Below are 22858 nucleotides of genomic sequence, written 5' to 3' on the forward strand. Positions count from 1 at the left end.
GATTTGGTAGACTCCGCCGCCATTATGATCCGACTCCAGAACCTCACTCTACAGCGTGGCCCGCAGCGTCTTCTCGAAGGCGCCGAGCTGACCCTGCACGCCGGTCACAAGGCCGGCCTGATCGGTGCCAATGGCGCCGGTAAATCCAGCCTGTTCGCCCTATTGCGTGGCGAGCTGACGCCTGATGCCGGCGATTGCCTGCTGCCCGGTGATTGGCGCATCGCCCATATGCGTCAGGAGGTCGACAACCTCGATCGGCTGGCGGTGGATTACGTGCTCGACGGCGATCACAACCTGCGCCGCGTGCAGGCCGAACTGGCTGCCGCCGAGCAGGCGCATGATGGTGCGGCCATCGCTCGCCTGCACAGCGAGCTGGACAGCGCCGACGGCTATACCGCTGATGCCCGTGCGCGCAAGCTGCTGGCCGGCCTGGGGTTCGAGAACGCGCAGATGGATCGTCGCGTCGGCGACTTCTCCGGTGGCTGGCGCATGCGCCTGAACCTGGCCCAGGCGCTGATGTGCCCGTCCGACCTGCTGCTGCTCGACGAGCCGACCAACCACCTGGATCTGGACGCGATTCTCTGGCTGGAAGGCTGGCTGCAAAGCTACCCCGGCACCTTGCTGCTGATCTCCCACGACCGCGATTTTCTCGATGCCGTGGTCGACCACGTCGCCCATGTCGAGCAGCGCAAGCTGAATTTGTATCGCGGTGGCTACACGGCCTTCGAGCGCACCCGCGCCGAGCGTCTGGCCCAGCAGCAACAGGCGTACGAAAAGCAGCAGGCGCAGCGCGCGCACATGGAAAAGTACATCGCCCGCTTCAAGGCCCAGGCCACCAAGGCCCGTCAGGCACAGAGCCGGATCAAGGCGCTGGAGCGCATGGAAGAGCTGAGCGCGGCGCATGTCGACTCGCCCTTCGACTTCGTCTTCCGCGAGGCCGACAAGATTTCCACACCACTGCTCAGCCTCAGCGAAGGTCGCCTCGGTTATGGCGACAAGACCGTGCTGCAGCAGGTCAAGCTGAGCCTGGTGCCCGGCGCGCGCATCGGCCTTCTCGGCCCCAATGGTACGGGCAAATCGACGCTGATCAAGAACCTGTCGGCCGAACTGCAGCCACTCGGTGGCAGCCTGACCCGAGGCGAGAACCTGGTGATCGGCTATTTCGCCCAGCACCAGCTCGATGCCCTGGATGACCAGGCCAGCCCGTTGCTGCACCTGCAACGTCTGGCACCGGCCGAGCGCGAGCAGACCCTGCGTGATTTTCTCGGCGGCTTCGACTTCCGCGGCGCGCGTTGCGACGAGCCGGTGGTGAACTTCTCCGGTGGCGAGAAGGCGCGCCTGGCCCTGGCGCTGATCGCCTGGGGCAAGCCCAACCTGCTGCTGCTCGATGAGCCGACCAACCACCTCGACCTGGAAATGCGCCTGGCACTGACCATGGCTTTGCAGGAGTTCGCCGGTGCCGTGGTGGTGGTCTCCCACGACCGTCACCTGCTCAAGAGCACCACCGACGAGTTTTTGCTGGTCGCCGATGGCCGCGTGGTGCCGTTCGACGGTGATCTGGACGACTACGCGCGTTGGTTGATCGACTACCGCCAGCGCCAGGCACCGCCCGGCGCAGTGCCTGACAGCGCGGCGGAGAAAACCGACAAGCGTGCCCAGCGCCAGGCTGCGGCGGCGCTGCGCCAGCAACTGGCGCCGCACAAGAAACAGGCCGAGAAGCTCGAACAGGAGCTGGGCAAGGTGCAGGAAAAGCTCGCCGTGGTTGAAACCCAGCTGGGCGACAGCGGTCTGTACGAGGCCGCGCGCAAGGACGAACTGCGCCAGCGTCTGGCCGAACAGGCGCAGTTCAAGGCGCGTGAGGCTGAACTGGAAGAAACCTGGCTGCAGGCACTGGAAACCCTGGAGGCGTTGCAGCAGCAACTGGAGGATGCCGAGTGATGGAGCAGCTTGAACTGTTGACGGCCTGGCGCGATCCGCTGATTCGCACCGGCCAGGTGTTGTTGATCATCTTTTTGGCATGGTTTGCCCAGCGCATCCTCACCCGTGCCATCAGCCGCCTTGGCGACCGCTACAGCCTGCTGCCACCTGAAGTGTTGCAGCCGCTGCGCGGCCTGGTGCGCTGGCTGATCATGGGCAGCGCGCTGCTCATGGTGCTTGAGCGCCTGGGTGTTTCCGCGACCGTGCTGTGGACGGCGCTGACCGGCTTCACCGCTGTGGCGGCGGTGGCGTTCTTCGCCATCTGGAGCGTGCTGTCGAACATGTTCTGCGCGCTGCTGATCTTCACCATGGGGCCGTTTCGTATCGGCGATACGGTCGAGGTGATCGAAAGTGCTGACAAGCCCGGGGTGAAAGGGCGGGTCATCGCCATCAACCTGTTCTACACCACCCTGCAGGATCTCAGTGAAGAGGCCGTTGGCGCCGTGCTGCAGGTGCCCAACAGTCTGTTCTTCCAGAAGTCGGTGCGCCGCTGGCGCTGAGCATGGCGCCAGGAGTAGGCTGTAGCGCTATTTTCCTGATTTCAGCTACCCGAGGTACGCATCATGGCATTGGAAACCTGGCTCGCTTTCTTCGTCGCCTGCTGGGTGATCAGCCTGTCGCCGGGCGCCGGTGCCGTGGCCTCGATGTCTGCCGGTATGCAGTACGGCTTCTGGCGCGGTTACTGGAACGCGCTCGGTTTGCAGCTCGGTCTGGCGCTGCAGATCGCCATCGTCGCCGCCGGTGTGGGCGCCATCCTCGCGACTTCGGCACTGGCCTTCAGCCTGATCAAGTGGTTCGGCGTGGCCTATCTGATGTTTCTCGCCTACAAACAGTGGGTCGCGCTGCCCAGCGATCTGGATGCCGGCGCGGCTGAGCGTCCTATCGGCCGGCCACTGAGCCTGGTGCTGCGTGGGTTTCTGGTCAACTTCAGCAATCCCAAGGCCATCGTCTTCATGCTTGCGGTACTGCCGCAGTTCATCGATCCGCACGCGCCGCTGGTGGCGCAGTATCTGGTCATGGGCGTGACCATGATCAGCGTCGATCTGATCGTCATGGCCGGCTATACCGGTCTTGCCTCGCGTGTACTGCGCCTGCTGCGCACGCCGCGCCAGCAGCGGGTGATGAATCGCAGTTTCGCCGCCTTGTTCGCAGCTGCGGCCGGCCTGTTGGCGACGGTCAAGCGCGCGGCAGTCTGAGTTTCGGTCGCTATCGTTCAACGCTGGCCGATGGCGTTTGCCAGGGATGTTCTGAAAAAGCCATTCATCGTCACTCCCGCGAAGGCTGGAGCCCAGGTGATTCGCAAGTTCTGCATGCCCGCCTGTGCGGGCCAGGCGGTCCTTCAGGTTCCGCTCGGCAGTTTGTTACTGAATATTTCATATCCTTCTTGTGCTCAATCGTTAAGCCAGTAACAATTTAATGCCACCCATTCTCGTTTGGGATGCATTAATGACCCGCTTTCGCTTCTCTCTTTCCTGGCTGATGCTGCCTTTGCTGGCCAGCCTGAGCTTTCTCGCCATTGGCGAGCCCCTCGACGGTGCCGCACAGGCGTTGCACCTGATCGGTTACATCGGCGCTGATTACCCGGCCACCGTTGCGGGCGGTCAGGTTATCGATGCCGGTGAATATCAGGAGCAACTGGAGTTTCTCGATGTACTGCAGGGCCTGATCGTCGCCTTGCCCGCTCAGGCCGGCCGCGCCGAGCTGGAGCAGGGCGTCAGCAATCTGCGTCAGGCAATTGCTCAGCGCCTGCCGGGCGAGGAGGTTGCTGGCGCCGCCCGCAAACTGGGCGCACGTCTGGCCGAGGTCTATCAGGTGGTGCAGAGCCCAGTGCTGACGCCGGACCCGGAGCGCGGCGCGCCGCTCTACGCTCAGCACTGCTCGGTGTGCCACGGCGACACCGGCCTGGGCGATGGACCTGCCGGTATCGGTCTGGAGCCAGCACCGGCCAATCTGCGTGATGCCGCGCGTCTGGATCGGCTGAGCCTTTACGATCTCTACAACACCCTCGGTCTGGGCATCGAAGGCACCGATATGCCGGCCTTCGCCGATCAGCTCGACGAGCGTCAACGCTGGGATCTGGCTGCCTACATCGCCGGTTTCACAACAGCACCGGCGCAGAGCCAGACACACTTTGCCATGAGCGAGCTGGCAGGGCGCACGCCTGCCGAGATCGCCGCCACCGGCGGCGATGTCGCCGCGTTCCGCGCCCTGCGCGCGCATCCGGTAGTGGAGCAGCGTGGTCCCCAGCAGCTCATCGGTTACACCCGCACGACCCTGGAGCGCAGCCTGCAGGCTTATCGCGAGGGTGATCGCGAGCAGGCTTATGATCTCTCCGTCGGCGCCTACCTGGAAGGCTTCGAACTGGTCGAAAGCGCTCTCGACAACCTCGATGCAGTGCAGCGCAAGACCACTGAGCGCGCCTTGATGGCCTATCGACAGGCGCTGCAGGATGGCGCTGGCGTCGCACAGGCGGCACAGGCGCTGGAACAGGCCAAGGTCGAGCTGGACAAGTCTGCGGTGCTGCTGGCCGATGGTGCCATGGATGACAGCCTGAGCTTCTTCGCCAGCCTGTTGATTCTGCTACGCGAGGGGCTCGAGGCGATTCTGGTGCTGGCGGCGATCCTCGCCTTTCTGCGCAATACCGGGCAGCAGCAGGCGGTACGCAGTATGCACATCGGCTGGGGTCTGGCATTGCTGGCCGGTGTCGCGACCTGGGCGGTGGCGGCCTACCTGATCGACATCAGCGGCGCCCAGCGCGAGCTGCTGGAGGGCGCCACGGCGCTGTTCGCCAGCGTGGTGCTGCTGTGGGTTGGCGTGTGGATGCATGATCGTCGCCACGCAGCGGCCTGGCAGGATTACATCAAGAGCAGCCTGGTCGGCGGTGGTGGCCGTTTCGGCTTCGCCATGCTGGCGTTCTTCTCGGTGTATCGCGAGCTGTTCGAAGTGATTCTGTTCTACGAAACCCTATGGCTGCAGGCCGGCCCTGCCGGGCACGGTGCGGTGCTGGCCGGCGCCGGTGCGGCGTTGGTGCTGCTGATCGGCCTGGCCTGGGTGATCCTGCGTGGTTCGCGCAAACTGCCGCTGGCGACCTTCTTCGGCGTCAACGCGGTGCTGCTGTGCGTGCTGTCCGTGGTCTTCGCCGGCCATGGTGTGGCCGCGTTGCAGGAGGCCGGTGTGCTCGGCACGCGTCCGGTAGCCTTCTTCGAGTTCGACTGGTTGGGCATTCATGCCGATGCCTGGAGCCTGTCGGCGCAGGGCCTGGCGCTGGCCGATATCGCGCTGCTGTACGGGCGCAGCCTGCTAGGGGAGCGTCGACGCATGGTCGAGCAGGCCTAGACAGTCTACTCAGGTTGGAACGAGGGCGAGCTTTGCCCGCCCTCGTTGTGTCATAGCGTGAACCGCCGCTACGACACCTGGTCTCAGTGCACCTAGGCTGCTTCCAATTCCTCTGCCGAGTGCGCGCATGTCTTCCTCGATCCATTCCACTCACTACGCCGACAGCCCCGATCTGGCGTTGGCTGTATTGCGTCACCCCACCCTGGAGCAGGCACTCTCAGCGGCCTGTACCCAACTTGCCATACGTGAGGCCTTTCTCGCTGCGTTGCGTGATCCAGCCATCGGTCTGCAGCCGCGGCTGCTGTTGGCAATTTCCGGCGCCGACATGAGTGGCCAGCGTCGCCTGGCTGCGCTGGTAGCGGAGCTGCTGCCGGACGAGGTGGAGCTGGATCTGATCGAACTGGCCGAGGACAACCTGTCGCGCGCCGTGCGTGAGCGCTGCGAACCGTTCTACCAGGCCTGAGCCTCGCGCCTGCTGGCATACTGGGCGCTGGTTTCTCTGCGGAAGTAGCTGCATGCGTGTATGGATCGACGCCGACGCCTGCCCTCGGGCGGCGCGGGATCAAGTGGTCAAGTTTGCCCTCAAGCGGGGTTTCGAAGTGGTGCTGGTGGCCGGGCAGGCCGTGGCGCGGCCGAACTTCGCCTGCGTGAAACTGATTGTGGTGCCCAGCGGGCCGGATGCGGCCGATGATCATCTGGTGGAGCACGCGGTGCCTGGCGAGCTGGTGATCTGCAGCGATGTGCCGCTGGCCGACCGCCTGGTGAAGAAGGGCGTCGCCGCACTCGACCCGCGTGGTCGCGAGTTCGACGAGCGCAACATGGGCGAGCGTCTGGCGGTACGTAATCTGTTCACCGACCTGCGCGAGCAGGGGCAGGTGGGTGGTGGCCAGGCGCCGTATTCGGAAAAGGACCGGCAGGCCTTCGCCAATGCGCTGGATCGAATTCTCACACGGCTGAGTCGCTAGCTGCCTCGGCTACCGAGGCAATGACCGTAGGAGCGAGCTCTGCTCGCGAATTTCCTGGGGCAGGGCGCTTCGCGAGCAGAGCTCGCTCCTACAAAGGCATCCGTTCAGACGCACAGTTGTAGCCTGGGCGGACTCCGTCAGCCACACAGATAGGTGCCGGTGCCAACCGCCACCAGCACGCCCTCGTCGTTATGCAGCTCCATACGAATCACCGCCACCTTGTTGCCGGCGCGCAGTGGCGTGGCCGTGGCAGTGAAACGCTGACCGCGACCGGGGCGCAGGTAGTCGATGCGCAGATCGATGGTGCCGAGCTTGGACAGTTTGCTCATGCGTTCGGCTGGCGGCAGGTGCTGGTGGTTGGCGAAGGCGCCGATCAGCGCCATGGCGCCGCCGCAGACGTCGAGCAGCGAGGAAATCACCCCGCCGTGCAGGATGCCGTGGACGAAGTTGCCGATCAGTTCGGGCTTCATCGGCAGGTGCATGGTCACCCGCTCGGAGCTCAGCTCATCGAGCTCGATGCCGAGCACCTGATTGAAGGGAATGCGCTGGAAGAAACTGGCCACCGCCTGTTGCAGGTCGGGGCTGAGGACGAAGGGCTGGGACATGGCAGGGGCTCCGGGAAATCCTGTCGCCACGCTGCCGCAGCCCAAGCGGTTTGACCAGCGGCGCGGCCAGACTGCCCTGGCCAATGACCGAAGCGCCCTGTAGTGGTGCTGGTTGGTAGGGTGGGGCGGGCGGCGTTGCGCTTTATCCCACATTGATCGCCATTGGTGGGCTAAAGCCCACCCTACAGACAGGAACCCTGAACTTTGTAGGGTGGGGCGGGCGGCGTTGCGCTTCAGCCCACGCGGATCGATACTGAAGCTTAAGCGGAACGCTTCCCGCCCACCCTACAAAGCCCCTACATAGCGTAAGTCAGTGGTGCGCCAGCTCCAGTACACGGTCGACCAGTTTGTTGATGCCCGACGCTGCCTCGGCGATGGACTGGGCGAGCATGTAGGCCGGCGTGGTCACCAGCTTGCGCTGGCTGTCTTCGATGATGTCGCTGACCTCGCACTCATGGTGCTCGGCGCCCATCTGGGTCAGGGCGGCGGCGGTGTCATGATCGCTGCCGATGGTGCAGACCACGCCGGCACCGAAGATCTTCGCCGCAAGTACCGGGGCGATGCACATCAGGCCGACCGGCTTGCCGGCATCGACGAAGGCCTTGCACGCGGCCAGTACGTCCGGCTGCACGGTGCAGCCGGCGCCACTGGTGGCGAAGTCGGAGAGGTTCTTCGCTACGCCGAAGCCGCCGGGCAGGATCAGTGCGTCGAACTCGGCCACATGCAGCTCTTTTACGTCCTTGATCTTGCCGCGGGCAATGCGCGCCGATTCCACCAGGACGTTGCGCGTCTCGTCCATCTCGTCGCCGCTGTAGTGATCGACCACGTGCAACTGCGGCACGTTGGGAGCGAAGCACTGCACCTCGGCGCCACGCTGGTCGAGGCGCAGCAGGGTGATCACGCTTTCATGGATCTCGGCGCCATCGTAGACGCCACAGCCGGACAGAATCACTGCCACTTTCTTGCTCATGCTCGACTCCTGGTGAGGAAAGACGCGACCGTGAAGCGGGCGCGGGTACTACCAATTCTTGGATTGTCGCCAAATGCCACTCGGACTGTCATTTGCCGCCGCGAAGCCTGGCGAAGCTGCGCATAGGATCAATAACAGCTCATTCCCGACACAAGTACAACGATACGGCGCAGTCATGAATTATGTTCTCTACGCAGTGCCCTTCTTCTTCCTGCTGATCGGCCTGGAATTGCTCGCTGACCGCTGGCGCGGCATGCGCACCTATCGCCTGGCCGATGCCCTTAACAGCCTCAGTGCCGGCGTACTGTCCCAGGCCACCGGGATTCTCACCAAGGTGGTCGGCCTGCTGACCTACGCCTTCGCCTGGGAGCAGCTGGCGCTGTTCGAGTTGTCCGAAAGCAGTCTCTGGGTATGGCTCTTCGCCTTCGTCTTCTACGATTTCTGCTACTACTGGAACCACCGTCTGGGCCATGAGCGCAACGTGCTCTGGGCCGCGCATGCGGTGCACCATCAGAGCGAGGATTACAACCTCTCCACCGCGTTACGGCAAACCAGCACCGGTTTCATCTTTGGTTGGATCTTCTATCTGCCGATGGCGCTGGTCGGCGTGCCGCCGCTGGTCTTCCTCAGCGTTGCCGCCCTGAACCTGCTGTATCAGTTCTGGGTGCATACCCGGCATATCCCCAAACTGGGCTGGTTCGAGTGGCTGTTCATCACCCCGTCCAACCACCGCGTGCACCATGCACAGAATCCTATCTACATGGATCGCAATTACGGCGGTGTGTTCATTGTCTGGGATCGAATTTTTGGCACCTTCCAGGAGGAGCTCGACGAAGAGCCGGTGATCTTCGGCGTAACCGTGCCGCTGGCCAGCTGGAACCCGTTGTGGGCCAACCTGCAGGTTTACGCCGGGCTGTGGCGCGACGCCAGACGCGCCGGCGCCTGGTGGGACCGCCTGCGCATCTGGTTCATGCCCACCGGCTGGCGTCCGGCCGACGTGGCGGCGCGTTACCCGCAGGCCAAGGCGGACTTGAGTCAGTTCCGCAAGTTCGAGGTGCCATTGGCGCGTGCTGCACAGCTCTACGCGCTGCTGCAGTTCATCTGTTACCTGCTGGCCGGTGTCTGGCTGCTGGCGCAGGGCGACGCGCTCTCGACGGGCGCTGTGCTATTGGCCTGCCTGTGGATAGCGCTGGGGCTATGCAGCATCGGTATATGGCTGGAGAACTGCAGGCATGCCTGGCAGCTGGAGTGTCTGCGCCTGGCGAGCAACCTGCCGGCATTCTGGCTGGCTGGCGAGCTGGGCATCTTGACCCTGAATGTGACTGCCTGGATGTGGTTGATCGCCTACAGCCTGGTCAGCCTGTTGGGCATATGGTGGGCTCGCGGTTCAGCTGCGCCGGCGCTGACGCCACCGATTTAGCCAGGCCAGGCAGAGCAGCAGGACCACGGCCGCGAGCAGGATGACCTGGTAGTTGCGCAGTTCTTCCAGCAAGCCGCCCATGGCATTGCCCAGGCTGTAGGCCAGCAGGCTGATGCCGCCGGCCCAGACACCGGCACCGATGGCATCGAGCAGCAGGTAACGGCGCCAGGAATAGCCGGACAGGCCGATGGTCAGCGGCATCACCGTGCGCAGGCCGTAGAGAAAGCGGAAGCACAGCACCCACAGGTCAGGATGGCGCTGGATCAGTGCGCTGGCGCGTTCGCCCAGCGGCTGCCAGCGCGGTTTGCGCGCCAGCAGTGCGCGGCCGTGACGACGGCCAAGGTAGTACCACAGCTGATCGCTGGCGAAGGTGCCGAGGAAGGCGCACAGCGCCACCCATTCGATCTCCAGCACGTTGCGCACGGCCATGTAGGCTGCCAGCAGCAGGGATACCTCACCCTCGAGGAAGGTGCCCAGTACCAATGCCGGATAGCCGAACTGGCGGATCAGATCTTGGAGCATGCAGTGCGCTCGATGTGGGGGTGCTGAAGACTACTCTGACCGCGAGGAACCCGGAAGGTGGCGCTTCATGCCACAATGGCCAGGTTTCGTGGCATTGCCGCCGCCCTGGCTGCGACCCGCAGTCGCATTGCGTCATGCGGCTGTCATCATTTGGTCATAATGCCCGCTTATAACCGTCACACTGGCCCGCCCGTGCGGGCTCTGGAGTCTGCCGTGAGCGTTACCCCCGCCAATCGTCTGTTCCCTGCCACCCGTCTGCGTCGCAATCGCCGCGATGATTTCTCTCGCCGCCTGGTGCGTGAGAATCGCCTGAGCGTCGATGATCTGATTCTGCCGGTGTTCGTCCTCGACGGCGAAAACCGCCGTGAAACCGTGCCGTCGATGCCGGGCGTCGAGCGCCTGTCCATCGACCTGCTACTCAAGGAAGCCGAGCACTGGGTCGAACTGGGCATTCCGGCGCTGGCGCTGTTCCCGGTGACGCCGCTGGAGAAGAAATCCCTCGACGGCGCCGAGGCCTGGAACCCGGACGGTATCGCCCAGCGCGCGATCCGCGCGCTACGTGAGAAATTCCCCGAACTAGGGGTGATCAGTGACGTGGCGCTCGACCCCTTCACCACCCACGGTCAGGACGGCATCCTCGACGAATCCGGCTACGTGCAGAACGACATCACCGTCGATGCGCTGGTCAAGCAGGCGCTGTCGCATGCCGAGGCCGGTGCCCAGGTGGTGGCGCCGTCGGACATGATGGATGGCCGTGTGCAGGCGATCCGCGAGGCGCTGGAGCTGGCCGACCACGTCAACGTGCGCATCATGGCCTACTCGGCCAAGTACGCCAGCGCCTACTACGGCCCGTTCCGCGATGCGGTGGGTTCGGCGGCCAACCTCGGCAAGGGCAACAAGCTCGGCTACCAGATGGACCCGGCCAACGGCAACGAGGCGCTGCATGAAGTGGCGGCCGACCTGGCCGAAGGCGCCGACATGGTCATGGTCAAGCCCGGCATGCCCTATCTGGACATCCTCTGGCGGGTCAAGGATGCCTACAAGGTGCCGACCTTCGTCTATCAGGTCAGTGGCGAGTACGCCATGCACATGGCGGCGATCCAGAACGGCTGGCTGAGTGAGGCGGTCATACTGGAGTCACTCACCGCCTTCAAACGTGCCGGTGCCGATGGCATCCTCACCTATTTCGCCGTACGGGCGGCAGAACTGCTAAAACAAGAGCGATGACGCTCTCAGGAACCCAGCGATGAACAGCGAAGGACTCAACAGCGAAGTGCTCGACAATAACCCGCCTCAGGCTGAGGTGGTCGCCGAGACGCCAGTGGTGGAAACTCCGCCGCCGGCCCCGATCCCCAGCCTGGATGACAGCAGCCTGTACATCCACCGTGAACTGTCGCAGCTGCAGTTCAATATCCGGGTGCTGGAGCAGGCGCTGGATGAGTCCTATCCGCTGCTCGAACGTCTGAAGTTCCTGCTGATCTTCTCCAGCAACCTCGACGAATTCTTCGAGATCCGCGTCGCCGGCCTGAAGAAACAGATCAATTTCGCCCGTGAACAGGCCGGTGCCGACGGCCTGCAGCCGCACCAGGCGCTGGCGCGCATCAGCGAACTGGTGCACGAGCAGGTCGAGCGACAGTACGCCATTCTCAACGACACGCTATTCCCGGCGCTGGCCAAGCACAACATCAACTTCATCCGCCGGCGGTTCTGGACCACCAAGCTCAAGGCCTGGGTACGCCGCTACTTCCGCGACGAGATCGCGCCGATCATCACCCCCATCGGCCTCGACCCGACGCACCCCTTCCCGCTGCTGGTGAACAAGAGCCTGAACTTCATCGTCGAACTTGAGGGCGTCGATGCCTTCGGTCGCGACTCCGGTCTGGCCATCATCCCGGCGCCACGCCTGCTGCCGCGTATCATCAAGGTGCCGGAAGACGTCGGCGGCCCCGGCGACAACTACGTGTTCCTGTCGTCGATGATCCACGCCCACGCCGATGACCTGTTCCAGGGCATGAAGGTCAAGGGCTGCTACCAGTTCCGCCTGACCCGTAACGCCGACCTGTCGGTGGATACCGAGGACGTCGAAGACCTGGCCCGCGCCCTGCGCGGCGAGCTGTTCAGCCGTCGCTATGGCGATGCGGTGCGTCTGGAGGTGGTCGACACCTGCCCGAAACACCTGCGCGACCACCTGCTCAAGCAGTTTGGCCTGACCGAGGGCGAGCTGTATCAGGTCAACGGCCCGGTCAACCTGACCCGCCTGTTCAGCATCACCGGCCTGGATAACCGCCCGGAGCTGCAGTACGCGCCGTTTACCCCGGTGATCCCCAAGCTGCTGCAGAACGCAGAGAACATCTTCAGCGTGGTGAGCAAGCAGGACATCCTCCTGCTGCACCCCTTCGAGTCCTTCACCCCGGTGGTGGACCTGTTGCGCCAGGCGGCGAAAGACCCGCACGTGCTGGCGATCAAGCAGACGCTGTACCGCTCCGGGGCCAACTCGGAAATCGTCGATGCTCTGGTGGAGGCGGCGCGTAACGGCAAGGAGGTCACCGCGGTGATCGAGCTGCGTGCGCGCTTCGATGAAGAGTCCAACTTGGCCCTGGCCAGCCGTCTGCAGGCTGCCGGGGCGGTAGTCATCTATGGTGTGGTGGGCTTCAAGACCCACGCCAAGATGATGCTGATCCTGCGTCGCGAGAACGGCGAGATCGTCCGCTATGCACACTTGGGCACCGGCAACTACCACGCCGGCAACGCCAAGCTGTACACCGACTACAGCCTGCTCACCGCCGACGTGGCTCTGGGCGAGGACGTGTCGAAGCTGTTCAGCCAGCTGATTGGCATGGGCAAGACCCTGCGCATGAAGAAGCTGCTGCACGCGCCCTTCACCTTGAAGAAAACCCTGCTCGACCTGATCGCCAAGGAAACCGCCGCAGCGGCCGAAGGTAAGCCGGCGCACATCATCGCCAAGTTCAACTCGCTGACCGACCCCAAGGTGATCCGCGCGCTGTACAAGGCCAGCCAGACCGGGGTGAAGATTGACCTGGTGGTGCGCGGCATGTGCTGCCTGCGCCCGGGCATCGCCGGAGTGTCGCAGAACATCCAGGTGCGCTCGATCATCGGTCGCTTCCTCGAGCATACGCGGGTGTTCTACTTCCTCAATGGCGGTGACGAGAAGATCTACCTGTCCAGCGCCGACTGGATGGAGCGCAACCTCGACAAGCGTGTCGAGACCTGCTTCCCGGTGGAGGGCAAGAAACTCATCATGCGCGTAAAGAAGGAGTTGGAAAGCTACCTGACCGACAACACCCAGGCCTGGGTGTTGCAACCCGACGGCCGCTATGTACGGTTGCAGCCAACCGGTAACCAGAACCCGCGTAGCGCGCAGTCAGGCTTGCTGGAGAAACTGACCGCACCAGTGATCGTGACGCGTTAAAAAGGCCGCTTGCGGCCATCTGATGACCCTCTCCCATTTATGGGAGAGGGTGCCCGAAGGGCGGGAGAGGGCTTAGATGGCCGCGTGCCGTAGTTTTTTGAAGCACTTCCTACGCCGATGAGCGCCTGATCGCTGGCGATCAGGCCGTGGCGCGGAGCGGGGTGCCCGAAGTGCGGGAGAGGGGCTTTGTGGTCCTGGCGGGTTTCACCCGCCCTACAGGCCGAGCCGCGCCCCTAGGGTCTGTTGCCGTTTCGCGCACGGCTCGCGTCGAAACGGCAACAGACCCTAGGGTGCGCCATGTGTTCAGCCGGGGTATCAGCGCACGCTCAACGTTAGATTGATACGCTTGAGCCATTCGGCTTCGGCTTCGAAGTCCGCCAGGGTCAGCGGGTTGGCGGCCAGCCAGCCTTCGGGAAAGACGATTTCCAGGCTGTTCTCACCGACCTTGAACTGCACTTCGGGCATGCTCTGCGTGCCGCGGATATGGTGGAAGAGGATGGCGAAGCGCAGCAGTACGCACAGGCGCATCAGCTTCACGCCTTCCTCGCCGAAGTCGGCGAACTTGTCCTTGGGAATGTTGCGCCGGTGGCCGCGCACCAGCAGCGCTAGCATCTGCTGATCCTGGCGCGAGAAACCGGCCAGGTCGGAGTGCTCGATCAGATAGGCGCCGTGCTTGTGGTACTGGTAGTGGGCGATATCCAGACCCACCTCGTGCACCTTGGCGCCCCAGCTGAGCAGTTCACGATGCCAGTCGTCGGTCAGCCCCCAATCATTGGCAACCTTGTCCAGCGCTGAAAGCGCCTTTGCCTCGACCCGAGCGGCTTGGTCGACATCGACGTGGTAGCGCTCCATGAACGCCGCCAGCGTGCGTTCGCGGACGTCCTCGTGCTGGTGGCGGCCAAGCAGGTCGTAGAGCACGCCTTCACGCAGAGCACCTTCGGAGTGGCTCATGCGCTGGATGTCGCAGGCATCGAAGATGGCTTCGAGAATCGCCAGGCCGGCGGGGAAGATGCCGCGGCGATCCGGCTTGATGCCGTCGAGGTCGAGCTTGTCCACCTCGCCCAGCTTGAACACCTTGCGCTTGAGCCAGGCCAGGCCTTCGGCGTTGACCTCGCCATTGCCCAGGCCGGCAGCCTTGGTCGTCAGGCCGATGGCCTTGATGGTGCCAGAGGCGCCGACGGCGTCCTCCCAGCCAAGGCGGCGCAGGCCGTGCTCGATGCCCATCAGTTCCAGGCGCGCAGCGGTGTAGGCCTGCGCATAGCGTGCCGGAGTGATCTTGCCGTCCTTGAAATAGCGCTGGGTGAAGCTGACGCAGCCCATCTGCAGGCTCTCGCGCAGCAGCGGCTCGAAGCGTTGGCCGATGATGAATTCGGTACTGCCGCCGCCAATGTCGGCGACCAGGCGTTTGCCGGGCGTGTCGGCGATGCTGTGGGACACGCCCAGGTAGATCAGGCGGGCTTCCTCTCGGCCGGAAATCACTTCCACTTGGTGGCCGAGGATTTCTTCGGCGCGGCGGATGAACACCGCGCGGTTGCGCGCCTCACGCAGGGCGTTGGTGCCGACGATGCGCACGGCGCCTTCCGGCAGGGTGCTGGTCAGTTGGGCGAAGCGGCGCAGGCAATCCAGGCCGCGTTGCATCGCTTCTTCACTGAGCTGGCGCTCGTCATCCAGGCCTGCCGCCAGTTGCACCTTGTCGCCGAGGCGCTCGAGGATGCGGATTTCATGATTGTCGGCCTTGGCCAAAACCATATGAAAACTGTTCGAGCCCAGGTCGATGGCGGCGATCAGGGGAAAACTCTCGGCAGGGGCTTGGGGCATGATTGCGGCATCTCGTTCGATTTCCGCGCCATCGTGCCACGACTGAGCGCATGAGCCAACGCATTCGGATGTCGTACGAAACTGGTCTAGAACTGTGGTTATCGCAGGTTCAGCACGCTCAGCGGCTGTTTCAGAAGCTGTTCGTCGCAGTTGTGACCCTCGCCGCCGCGGTCCACCACCAGGAAGCGTCCAGGGTGTTGCAGACAGAGTAACGGGTGGTGCCAGGTGCCGCGGGCGTAGTTCACGCCCTGGTCTGGCGCGCTGATGAAGGCGCGGATCTGCGACTCGTCCAGGTCGCCGGGTGGGGCGACGACGATCAGCATGCGCCCACCGTCCACTGGATAAAAGGCCTGGCTGCCCAGCGGGTGGCGTTCGAGCATGCCGATGGCGATGGGCGCGTGCCAGGCCCTGCCCTCGAACAGGTTGACCAGGGTGCGCGGCGCCTCGCCGGCCAGCTCCACTTTGGCCAGGTCGTGGTAGCGCGTGGTGGTCCCGGCGTTGATCGGGAAGGCCGTGGCACCGGCCGTCTCGATCACCTCGCCGAAGGGCGCGAAGGCCGCGCGGGTCAGCGGCTCGATGCGCAGCGGTAGGGGCGCCGGCGCGTTCACAGGTTCACCGAGCCGATGAAATTGCTCAGCTCTTCGGTCTGCGGGGCGGCGAACAGCGCTTTCGGATCGCCGATCTCATGCACCTTGCCATGGTGCATGAACACCAGCTTGTTACCCACTTCGCGGGCGAAGCGCATCTCGTGGGTGACCATGATCAGGGTCATGCCCTCGCTGGCCAGTTGCTTGACCACTGCCAGTACCTCGTTGACCAACTCCGGATCGAGCGCCGAGGTGATCTCGTCGCACAGCAGCACCTTGGGCGACATGGCCAGGGCGCGGGCGATGGCCACGCGAAAGCGCTGGGCTGGTCAGCGTGCAAGCCGGCAAGGGTGTGTTCGTTCAGGAACCGACCAGGGCGGAGGTGGCCGGCGCTTTCGCCTGGCCCTTCGCCGCGCAGGTGTCGGCGGCCGATACCTTTCAGTTGCGCTTCGCCCTGGAGGGCTTTGCCTGTGGTCTGGCGGCCGGGGTGATGACCGCCGAGGTGCTGGACATTCTCGAAGACAACGTCGAGCAGATGCGCCGCGAGCTGCGTGCAGGCGATTTCGAGCAGGCCAACCGGCTGGATTTCGAGTTTCACCAGCGTATTCTCGCCGCCAGCGGCAACCAGGCGATGTTCGCCCTGGTCACCTCCAGCGCCGAGATCTTCCTGGAAAGTCAGAAGCTGCCGTTCATCCGCCCGGAGCGTGCGCAGGAAACCTGGCAGGAGCATCGAAAGATCCTCAAGGCCCTGGCCCGGCATGCCGCCGGCCCGGCACAGAAAGCCATGCAGCAGCACATCCGCGCGGCAGCGCTGCGTACTGGAATAGCCTTCATCACGCTTGGTGATTGAAACTATTGAGTGGCTCAATCGCCAGTGCCTTTCGGTGTCAGGCAAGCCGGGCTATGATGTCGCCACTTTTTGGTTGCCTGCTATCTTTGGCGGCAACCTTTCGGGCCGTCGCAAGCGACGTCAAAAATTCCTCCCGGCAATTTTTTGCTTCCGAATATACGGAGACTCCTCATGAGCGAATTCATCACCAACGTCAGCGACGCCAGCTTCGACCAGGACGTCATCCAGGCTGAAGGTCCGGTTCTGGTCGACTATTGGGCTGAGTGGTGCGGCCCGTGCAAGATGATTGCACCGGTACTCGACGAGATCGCCAAGGAATACCAAGGCAAGCTGAAGATCTGCAAACTGAACATCGACGAGAACCAGGAAACCCCGCCGAAGTACGGCGTACGTGGTATCCCGACCCTGATGCTGTTCAAGAACGGCAACGTCGAAGCGACCAAGGTTGGCGCGCTGTCCAAGTCGCAGCTGGCAGCCTTCCTCGACAGCAACATCTAAAGAGTAGGGTGGGCTTTAGCCCACCGAGCTGTTCGCAGGTGGCGTGCTGGTGGGCTGAAGCCCACCCTACACCTCTGAGGCAAGTCGCTCTGGAAGACCCTGCTTTTTGCGGGGTTTTTCGTTTTTAGGGCTAGACGCTGTTTTTTCACGGTGTTAAATTCGATCCCGCTGTATCCTCCATGCAGCTCTCTGCACGCCGTCGCCGATTCATTCCTATACGAATTCGTTCGCGATCCTGTCGCCTTCTCTGCGGCGCGGCCTCTCAAGCTAACAGCTTTCTTCTCCTCTCGATGATCACGTCATTCCTATGAATCTGACCGAACTCAAGCAAAAGCCGATTGCCGAACTGCTGGACATGGCCGAACAAATGGGCCTGGAAAACATGGCTCGTTCGCGCAAGCAGGACATCATCTTCGCCCTGCTGAAAAAGCATGCCAAAAGCGGCGAGGAAATTTCCGGTGACGGCGTGCTGGAGATCCTCCAGGACGGTTTCGGCTTCCTGCGCAGTGCCGACTCTTCCTACCTGGCCGGCCCGGACGATATCTACGTCTCGCCCAGCCAGATCCGCCGTTTCAACCTGCGTACCGGTGACACGATCGTCGGCAAGATCCGCCCGCCGAAGGAAGGCGAGCGCTATTTCGCCCTGCTCAAGGTCGACAGCATCAACTTCGACCGCCCGGAAAACGCCAAGAACAAGATCCTGTTCGAGAACCTGACGCCGCTGTTCCCGAATCAGCGCCTGACCATGGAAGCCGGCAACGGCTCCACCGAGGACATCACCGGTCGTGTGATCGACCTCTGCGCGCCGATTGGCAAGGGCCAGCGCGGCCTGATCGTCGCTCCGCCGAAAGCGGGCAAGACCATCATGCTGCAGAACATCGCCTCGAACATCACCCGCAACAACCCCGAGTGCCACCTGATCGTTCTGCTGATCGACGAGCGCCCGGAAGAAGTGACCGAGATGCAGCGCACCGTGCGCGGCGAAGTGGTCGCCTCGACCTTCGACGAGCCGCCGACCCGCCACGTGCAGGTCGCCGAAATGGTGATCGAGAAGGCCAAGCGCCTGGTCGAGCACAAGAAGGATGTGGTCATCCTGCTCGACTCCATCACCCGTCTGGCGCGTGCCTACAACACCGTGATCCCGAGCTCCGGCAAGGTACTCACCGGTGGTGTCGATGCCCACGCCCTGGAGAAGCCGAAACGCTTCTTCGGCGCAGCGCGTAACATCGAAGAAGGCGGCTCGCTGACCATCATCGCCACCGCGCTGGTGGAAACCGGCTCGAAGATGGACGAAGTAATCTACGAGGAATTCAAAGGCACCGGCAACATGGAGCTGATCCTCGATCGCCGTGTTTCCGAGAAGCGCGTGTTCCCGGCCATCAACATCAACAAGTCGGGCACTCGTCGTGAAGAACTGCTGACCGGCGAGGAAGAGCTGTCGCGCATGTGGATTCTGCGCAAGCTGCTGCACCCGATGGATGAGATCGCGGCGATCGAGTTCCTGATCGACAAGCTCAAGGCCACCAAGACCAACGATGAGTTCTTCCTGTCGATGAAGCGTAAATAAGCGCTTCATGTCTTGCCACAAGGCCGGGGAAACCCGGCCTTGTCGTATCTGGAGGCGTTCAAGCCTTCTGAAAGCCCGACTTCGGCGCTAAACTTTGCGGCCGACTCTTGCCTGTCCGACACGAGGCTCCTGCATGCAGTATCGCGACCTGCGCGACTTCATCCGTGAACTGGAAAAGCGCGGTGAACTCAAGCGCATCCAGACCCCGGTATCGCCCGTTCTGGAGATGACCGAAATCTGCGACCGCACCCTGCGCAAGGGCGGCCCGGCGCTGCTGTTCGAAAAGCCCACAGGCTTCGATGTGCCGGTGCTCGGCAACCTGTTCGGTACGCCCAAGCGCGTGGCGCTGGGCATGGGCGCCGAGGATGTCTCCGAGCTGCGCGAAATCGGCAAGCTGCTGGCCTTTCTCAAGGAGCCGGAGCCGCCGAAGGGGCTGAAGGATGCCTGGAGCAAGCTGCCGATCTTCAAGAAGGTTATTTCCATGGCACCCAAGGTGGTCAAGGATGCGCCGTGCCATGAGGTGATCGAGGAGGGCGATGACGTCGACCTCGGCAAACTGCCGATCCAGCACTGCTGGCCGGGTGACGTGGCGCCGCTGATCACCTGGGGCCTGACCATCACCAAGGGCCCGAACAAGGAACGGCAGAACCTCGGCATCTACCGCCAGCAGGTGATCGGCCGCAACAAGGTGATCATGCGCTGGCTCAGCCACCGTGGTGGCGCGCTGGATTACCGCGAGTGGTGCCAGAAGCATCCGGACAAGCCTTATCCGGTGTGCGTCGCCTTGGGCGCCGACCCGGCGACCATTCTCGGCGCCGTGACGCCAGTGCCCGATACCCTCTCCGAATACGCTTTCGCCGGCCTCTTGCGCGGCCATCGCACCGAGCTGATCAAGGCGGTTGGCAGCGAGCTGCAGGTGCCGGCCAGTGCCGAGATCGTGCTGGAGGGTGTGATCCATCCGGGCGAGACCGCACCGGAAGGCCCCTACGGCGATCACACCGGCTACTACAACGAGGTCGACACCTTCCCGGTGTTCACCGTCGAGCGTATTACCCGTCGCCGCGAGCCGATCTATCACAGCACCTACACCGGCCGGCCGCCGGATGAGCCGGCGATCCTCGGCGTGGCGCTGAACGAAGTGTTCGTGCCGATCCTGCAGAAGCAGTTCCCCGAGATCACCGATTTCTACCTGCCGCCGGAAGGCTGTTCCTACCGCATGGCGGTGGTGACCATGAAGAAGCAGTATCCGGGCCACGCCAAGCGGGTAATGCTCGGTGTGTGGTCGTTCCTGCGCCAGTTCATGTACACCAAGTTCGTTATCGTCACCGACGACGATATCAACGCACGGGACTGGAATGACGTGATCTGGGCGATTACCACGCGCATGGACCCCAAGCGCGACACGGTGATGATCGACAACACACCGATCGACTACCTCGACTTCGCCTCGCCGATCTCCGGCCTCGGTTCGAAGATGGGCCTGGACGCCACCCACAAGTGGCCGGGCGAGACCACCCGCGAATGGGGCCGCGCCATCGAGAAGGATCCCGCCGTGGTGGCGCGTGTCGACGCGCTGTGGAGCGAGCTGGGAATCGATTGATGAATGTCACCCTGCAACCTTCCGGCGTCACTCTCGCGCTGCAGCCAGGCGAACGCATTCTCGATGGCGCCCGGCGCCTGGGCTACGACTGCCCGCAGAGCTGCCGCAACGGCAACTGCCATATCTGCGCCGCGCTGCTGGTCGAGGGCCGAGTGCGCCAAGCCGGCGCCGAGCTGGATCACGGCGAGCTGTTCACCTGCCTGGCCGAGCCGCTGGAAGACTGCGTGCTGCACTGGGATGGCGTGCTGGCTCCGGGTGAGTTGCCGGTGCGCGAGCTGAGCTGCCAGGTGACCGAATGCCAGGCCGTGGGCGGCGACGTGTTCCGCGTGAGCCTGCGCACCCCAGCCGGCAAGGCGCCGCGTTATCACGCCGGGCAGTACCTGCTGCTGCAGCGCCCGGATGGCGAGATGGCGGCCTTCTCCCTGGCTTCGGCGCCGCACGCCGGGCGTGAGTTGGAGCTGCACATCCTCGCCCGCGAAGACAGCAGCATTGCCCTGCTGGAGCATCTGCGCCGCACCGGCATGGCTCGCGTGCAGATGCCCTACGGTGACACCCACCTCGCCGACCTGCCCGATGGGCCGCTGGTGCTGATCGCTGCCGGCACTGGCATGGGCCAGATGCACAGCCTGATCGAGCACTGCCGCGCGGCGGGTTTTGCCCATCCGGTGCATCTGTACTGGGGCGCGCGTCGGCCCGAGGATTTCTACGAACTGCCACATTGGGCCGAGTGGCAACAGCTGGATAATCTGCACCTGCATCAGGTGGTCAGCGACCAGTGTGGCTGGCCGGGTCGTTGCGGCCTGCTGCACGAAGCGGTGCGCGAGGATTTCCCCAACCTCAAGGCGCTGCACGTCTACGCCAGCGGTTCACCAGCCATGGTCTACGCCACGCTCGATGCGCTGGTCGAAGCCGGGATGGATGCCCACCAGATGCGCGCCGATGTGTTCGCCTACGCGCCGCGAAGTTGAATTAACAAGCTAATGTCTGTCAGTTAAGCGTCGACGCTGCCAATGGGTAGGAGCGGCGCCCCGCCGCGAACCAGGGCGATACGCGATTGAAAAGCTTCGCCCCGGGGCGGGGCTCCTACGAAAGACCGCTTTGGCAAGCTTATCTGATCGGCATTAGCTGCACCGTCAGCGAACGGTTACTACCACCTTGCCCACTGCCTTGCGCTGGCCGAGGGTAGCGATGGCCTCGCCACCACGCTCCAGCGGGAAAGTTTGCGAGACCAGCGGCTTGAGCTTGCCTTCGGCATGCCAGGCGAACAGCTGCTGGAAGTTCGCGGCGTTGTCCTGCGGCTGGCGCTGGGCGAAGGAGCCCCAGAATACGCCGACCAGGGAGGCGCCCTTGAGCAGCGGCAGGTTGGCCGGCAGCGCCGGGATACCGCCGCCGGCAGCGAAGCCCACCACCAGGAAACGGCCGTTCCAGGCGATGCTGCGGAAGGCTTCCTCGAACAGCGTGCCGCCTACCGGGTCGTAGATCACGTCCACGCCCTGGCCGCCGGTGAGTTTCTTCACCTCGTCCTTGAGGCTTTGTTCGCTGTAGTTGATCAGGTCGTCGGCGCCGGCCTTGCGCGCCACTTCCAGTTTCTCGGCGCTGCTCGCCGCAGCGATGACCTTGGCGCCCATGGCCTTGCCGATCTCCACCGCGGCCAGGCCGACGCCACCGGAGGCGCCGAGCACAAGCAGGGTTTCGCCCGGTTGCAGGTTGGCGCGCTGCTTGAGAGCGTGCATCGAGGTGCCGTAGGTCATGCCGAAGGCTGCCGCGGTGGTCAGATCCATGCTCTTGGGCACTGGCAGCACGTTGTAGGCCGGCACGGCGACTTCTTCGGCGAAGCCGCCCCAGCCAGTCAGCGCCATCACCCGGTCACCGGCGCGCAGATGGCTGACTTTCTCGCCCACGGTCTTGACCACGCCGGCTACCTCGCCGCCCGGGGCGAAGGGGAAGGGCGGCTTGAACTGGTATTTGCCTTCGATGATCAGTGTGTCGGGGAAGTTGACCCCGGCGGCCTGCACCTCGATCAGCACCTCGTTCTTCTTCGGTTCGGGGCTTGGCAGGTCTTCCAGTACCAGGGTGTCGGCAGGGCCGAAGGCTTTGCACAGCAGGGCTTTCATGAAGGTCATTCCTCTTGCAGGGTGCCATGCAGTGTAGAAAGCGCCCGCCGAGGGTCAACGAGCATGCCGATGCCTGATAGGTCGGCATAAGCGTCGGGCTTGGGTGCTGGCGTGGGGATGGCTATGCTAGGCACATCCCCGATGGAGTGCCGAACGTGAAACTGTTGACCGCCCTGCTGTTGAGCCTGTCGATCTGCCTGCCTGCCCTGGCGTCTTCGGAAAAGAAGGAGGAGGATCCAGCGACGATTTATCACAACCTGACGCCAGCCTTGGTCGGCAACCTGGCGGATCAGGGCAATCGTCTGAAGTTCTTCAAGGCCGATGTGTCTCTGCGGGTGAGCGGCACCGAGGCCGAGGAGAAGCTCAAGCGGCATGAACCGCTGATCCGCCATCAGATGGTGATGCTGTTCTCGGCCCAGACCAGCGAGATCATCAACGCTCCCGATGGCCGTGAGAACCTGCGCCTGGAAGCGTTGAAGAAGGTGCAGGACGCGATCAATGGCGAAGAGGGCAAGCCTATCGTCGAAGATCTGCTGTTCAACAACCTGATCATTCAGTAAAAGAGGGCGCAGTCAGTTAAGCGTCGACGCTGCGAATGC

The 22858-nt window shown here is 63.6% G+C and carries 20 protein-coding genes and 2 pseudogenes; 15 read left to right on the top strand and 7 right to left on the bottom strand.

Features of this window, described 5'->3' with window-relative positions; translation table 11 throughout:
* The first annotated feature begins 24 nt into the window (after positions 1-24).
* The 6 genes from PSOLE_RS15360 (at position 25) to PSOLE_RS15385 (ending at position 6278) form a co-directional block, all read left to right on the top strand.
* Positions 25-1938 (top strand): ATP-binding cassette domain-containing protein, encoded by a 1914-nt coding sequence (locus PSOLE_RS15360; RefSeq protein WP_074857552.1) that lies wholly within the window; start codon positions 25-27, stop codon positions 1936-1938.
* Positions 1938-2477, top strand: a complete 540-nt coding sequence (locus tag PSOLE_RS15365) for a mechanosensitive ion channel family protein (RefSeq protein ID WP_074857549.1) — start codon at positions 1938-1940, stop codon at positions 2475-2477. Before PSOLE_RS15360 ends, PSOLE_RS15365 begins: the two co-directional genes overlap by 1 nt.
* Before the next feature lie 63 nt (positions 2478-2540).
* On the top strand, positions 2541-3173 hold the full coding sequence (locus PSOLE_RS15370) for a LysE family transporter (protein WP_074857546.1): 633 nt from the start codon (positions 2541-2543) through the stop codon (positions 3171-3173).
* 250 nt (positions 3174-3423) lie between these two features.
* Complete coding sequence (locus tag PSOLE_RS15375) at positions 3424-5313, top strand: cytochrome c/FTR1 family iron permease (RefSeq protein WP_074857544.1); 1890 nt, start codon at positions 3424-3426, stop codon at positions 5311-5313.
* 127 nt (positions 5314-5440) lie between these two features.
* Positions 5441-5776 carry an enhanced serine sensitivity protein SseB C-terminal domain-containing protein gene (locus PSOLE_RS15380; RefSeq protein WP_055984536.1) on the top strand — a complete coding sequence of 112 codons (336 nt, stop codon included), beginning with the start codon at positions 5441-5443 and terminating at the stop codon, positions 5774-5776.
* A gap of 52 nt (positions 5777-5828) precedes the next feature.
* The gene (locus PSOLE_RS15385) at positions 5829-6278 is read left to right on the top strand and encodes a YaiI/YqxD family protein (protein WP_004373364.1); all 450 of its coding nucleotides are present in this window, start codon (positions 5829-5831) and stop codon (positions 6276-6278) included.
* 137 nt (positions 6279-6415) lie between these two features.
* Here the strand turns inward: PSOLE_RS15385 and PSOLE_RS15390 are convergent, their stop codons facing one another.
* Both PSOLE_RS15390 and elbB read right to left on the bottom strand, forming a co-directional pair.
* Positions 6416-6883, bottom strand: a complete 468-nt coding sequence (locus PSOLE_RS15390; RefSeq protein ID WP_003458608.1) for a thioesterase family protein — start codon at positions 6881-6883, stop codon at positions 6416-6418.
* 310 nt (positions 6884-7193) lie between these two features.
* Positions 7194-7853 carry an isoprenoid biosynthesis glyoxalase ElbB gene (elbB, locus tag PSOLE_RS15395; RefSeq protein ID WP_074857541.1) on the bottom strand — a complete coding sequence of 220 codons (660 nt, stop codon included), beginning with the start codon at positions 7851-7853 and terminating at the stop codon, positions 7194-7196.
* 175 nt (positions 7854-8028) lie between these two features.
* Between elbB and PSOLE_RS15400 the strand changes: the two genes are divergently transcribed.
* The gene (locus PSOLE_RS15400; protein ID WP_074857539.1) at positions 8029-9273 is read left to right on the top strand and encodes a sterol desaturase family protein; all 1245 of its coding nucleotides are present in this window, start codon (positions 8029-8031) and stop codon (positions 9271-9273) included.
* Here PSOLE_RS15400 and PSOLE_RS15405 read toward each other — a convergent pair.
* Positions 9241-9795, bottom strand: a complete 555-nt coding sequence (locus PSOLE_RS15405) for a DedA family protein (protein ID WP_074857536.1) — start codon at positions 9793-9795, stop codon at positions 9241-9243. The genes PSOLE_RS15400 and PSOLE_RS15405 overlap by 33 nt on opposite strands.
* A 213-nt stretch (positions 9796-10008) precedes the next feature.
* Here PSOLE_RS15405 and hemB point away from each other — a divergent pair, with 213 nt between their 5' ends.
* Positions 10009-11022 carry a porphobilinogen synthase gene (gene hemB, locus PSOLE_RS15410; protein WP_039964252.1) on the top strand — a complete coding sequence of 338 codons (1014 nt, stop codon included), beginning with the start codon at positions 10009-10011 and terminating at the stop codon, positions 11020-11022.
* Positions 11023-11041: 19 nt separating this feature from the next.
* A complete protein-coding gene (gene ppk1 / locus PSOLE_RS15415; protein ID WP_074857533.1) occupies positions 11042-13225 on the top strand; it encodes a polyphosphate kinase 1 in 2184 nt (727 codons plus the stop codon).
* A 315-nt stretch (positions 13226-13540) separates the two neighbouring features.
* On the opposite strand, the gene ppx is transcribed toward ppk1, so the two are convergent.
* The 3 genes and pseudogenes from ppx to PSOLE_RS15430 form a co-directional block, all read right to left on the bottom strand.
* The gene (gene ppx / locus PSOLE_RS15420) at positions 13541-15043 is read right to left on the bottom strand and encodes an exopolyphosphatase (RefSeq protein ID WP_074857528.1); all 1503 of its coding nucleotides are present in this window, start codon (positions 15041-15043) and stop codon (positions 13541-13543) included.
* A gap of 98 nt (positions 15044-15141) precedes the next feature.
* Positions 15142-15651, bottom strand: a complete 510-nt coding sequence (locus PSOLE_RS15425; protein WP_074857524.1) for an ureidoglycolate lyase — start codon at positions 15649-15651, stop codon at positions 15142-15144.
* Positions 15648-15953, bottom strand: a pseudogene (locus PSOLE_RS15430) (amino acid ABC transporter ATP-binding protein); the annotation flags it as partial. The gene PSOLE_RS15425 and the pseudogene PSOLE_RS15430, both read right to left, overlap by 4 nt.
* Between PSOLE_RS15430 and PSOLE_RS15435 the strand changes: the two are divergent.
* The 5 genes and pseudogenes from PSOLE_RS15435 to PSOLE_RS15455 all read left to right on the top strand — a co-directional run.
* A pseudogene (locus tag PSOLE_RS15435) lies at positions 15953-16480 on the top strand (FadR/GntR family transcriptional regulator); the annotation flags it as partial. The pseudogenes PSOLE_RS15430 and PSOLE_RS15435 sit on opposite strands and share 1 nt — an antisense overlap.
* A 171-nt stretch (positions 16481-16651) precedes the next feature.
* The gene (trxA, locus tag PSOLE_RS15440) at positions 16652-16978 is read left to right on the top strand and encodes a thioredoxin TrxA (protein ID WP_003458627.1); all 327 of its coding nucleotides are present in this window, start codon (positions 16652-16654) and stop codon (positions 16976-16978) included.
* A gap of 307 nt (positions 16979-17285) precedes the next feature.
* Positions 17286-18545 (top strand): transcription termination factor Rho, encoded by a 1260-nt coding sequence (gene rho / locus PSOLE_RS15445; RefSeq protein WP_074857519.1) that lies wholly within the window; start codon positions 17286-17288, stop codon positions 18543-18545.
* Positions 18546-18678: 133 nt separating this feature from the next.
* A complete protein-coding gene (ubiD, locus tag PSOLE_RS15450) occupies positions 18679-20145 on the top strand; it encodes a 4-hydroxy-3-polyprenylbenzoate decarboxylase (RefSeq protein WP_003458631.1) in 1467 nt (488 codons plus the stop codon).
* On the top strand, positions 20145-21113 hold the full coding sequence (locus PSOLE_RS15455) for a CDP-6-deoxy-delta-3,4-glucoseen reductase (protein ID WP_074857515.1): 969 nt from the start codon (positions 20145-20147) through the stop codon (positions 21111-21113). Before ubiD ends, PSOLE_RS15455 begins: the two co-directional genes overlap by 1 nt.
* 165 nt (positions 21114-21278) lie before the next feature.
* Here the strand turns inward: PSOLE_RS15455 and PSOLE_RS15460 are convergent, their stop codons facing one another.
* Positions 21279-22259 carry an NADPH:quinone oxidoreductase family protein gene (locus PSOLE_RS15460; protein WP_074857618.1) on the bottom strand — a complete coding sequence of 327 codons (981 nt, stop codon included), beginning with the start codon at positions 22257-22259 and terminating at the stop codon, positions 21279-21281.
* 155 nt (positions 22260-22414) lie between these two features.
* Here PSOLE_RS15460 and PSOLE_RS15465 point away from each other — a divergent pair, with 155 nt between their 5' ends.
* A complete protein-coding gene (locus PSOLE_RS15465) occupies positions 22415-22819 on the top strand; it encodes a flagellar basal body-associated FliL family protein (RefSeq protein ID WP_074857512.1) in 405 nt (134 codons plus the stop codon).
* Positions 22820-22858 lie beyond the last annotated feature (39 nt).

It is taken from the genome of Pseudomonas oleovorans subsp. oleovorans (assembly GCF_002197815.1).
GTDB lineage: Bacteria > Pseudomonadota > Gammaproteobacteria > Pseudomonadales > Pseudomonadaceae > Aquipseudomonas > Aquipseudomonas oleovorans.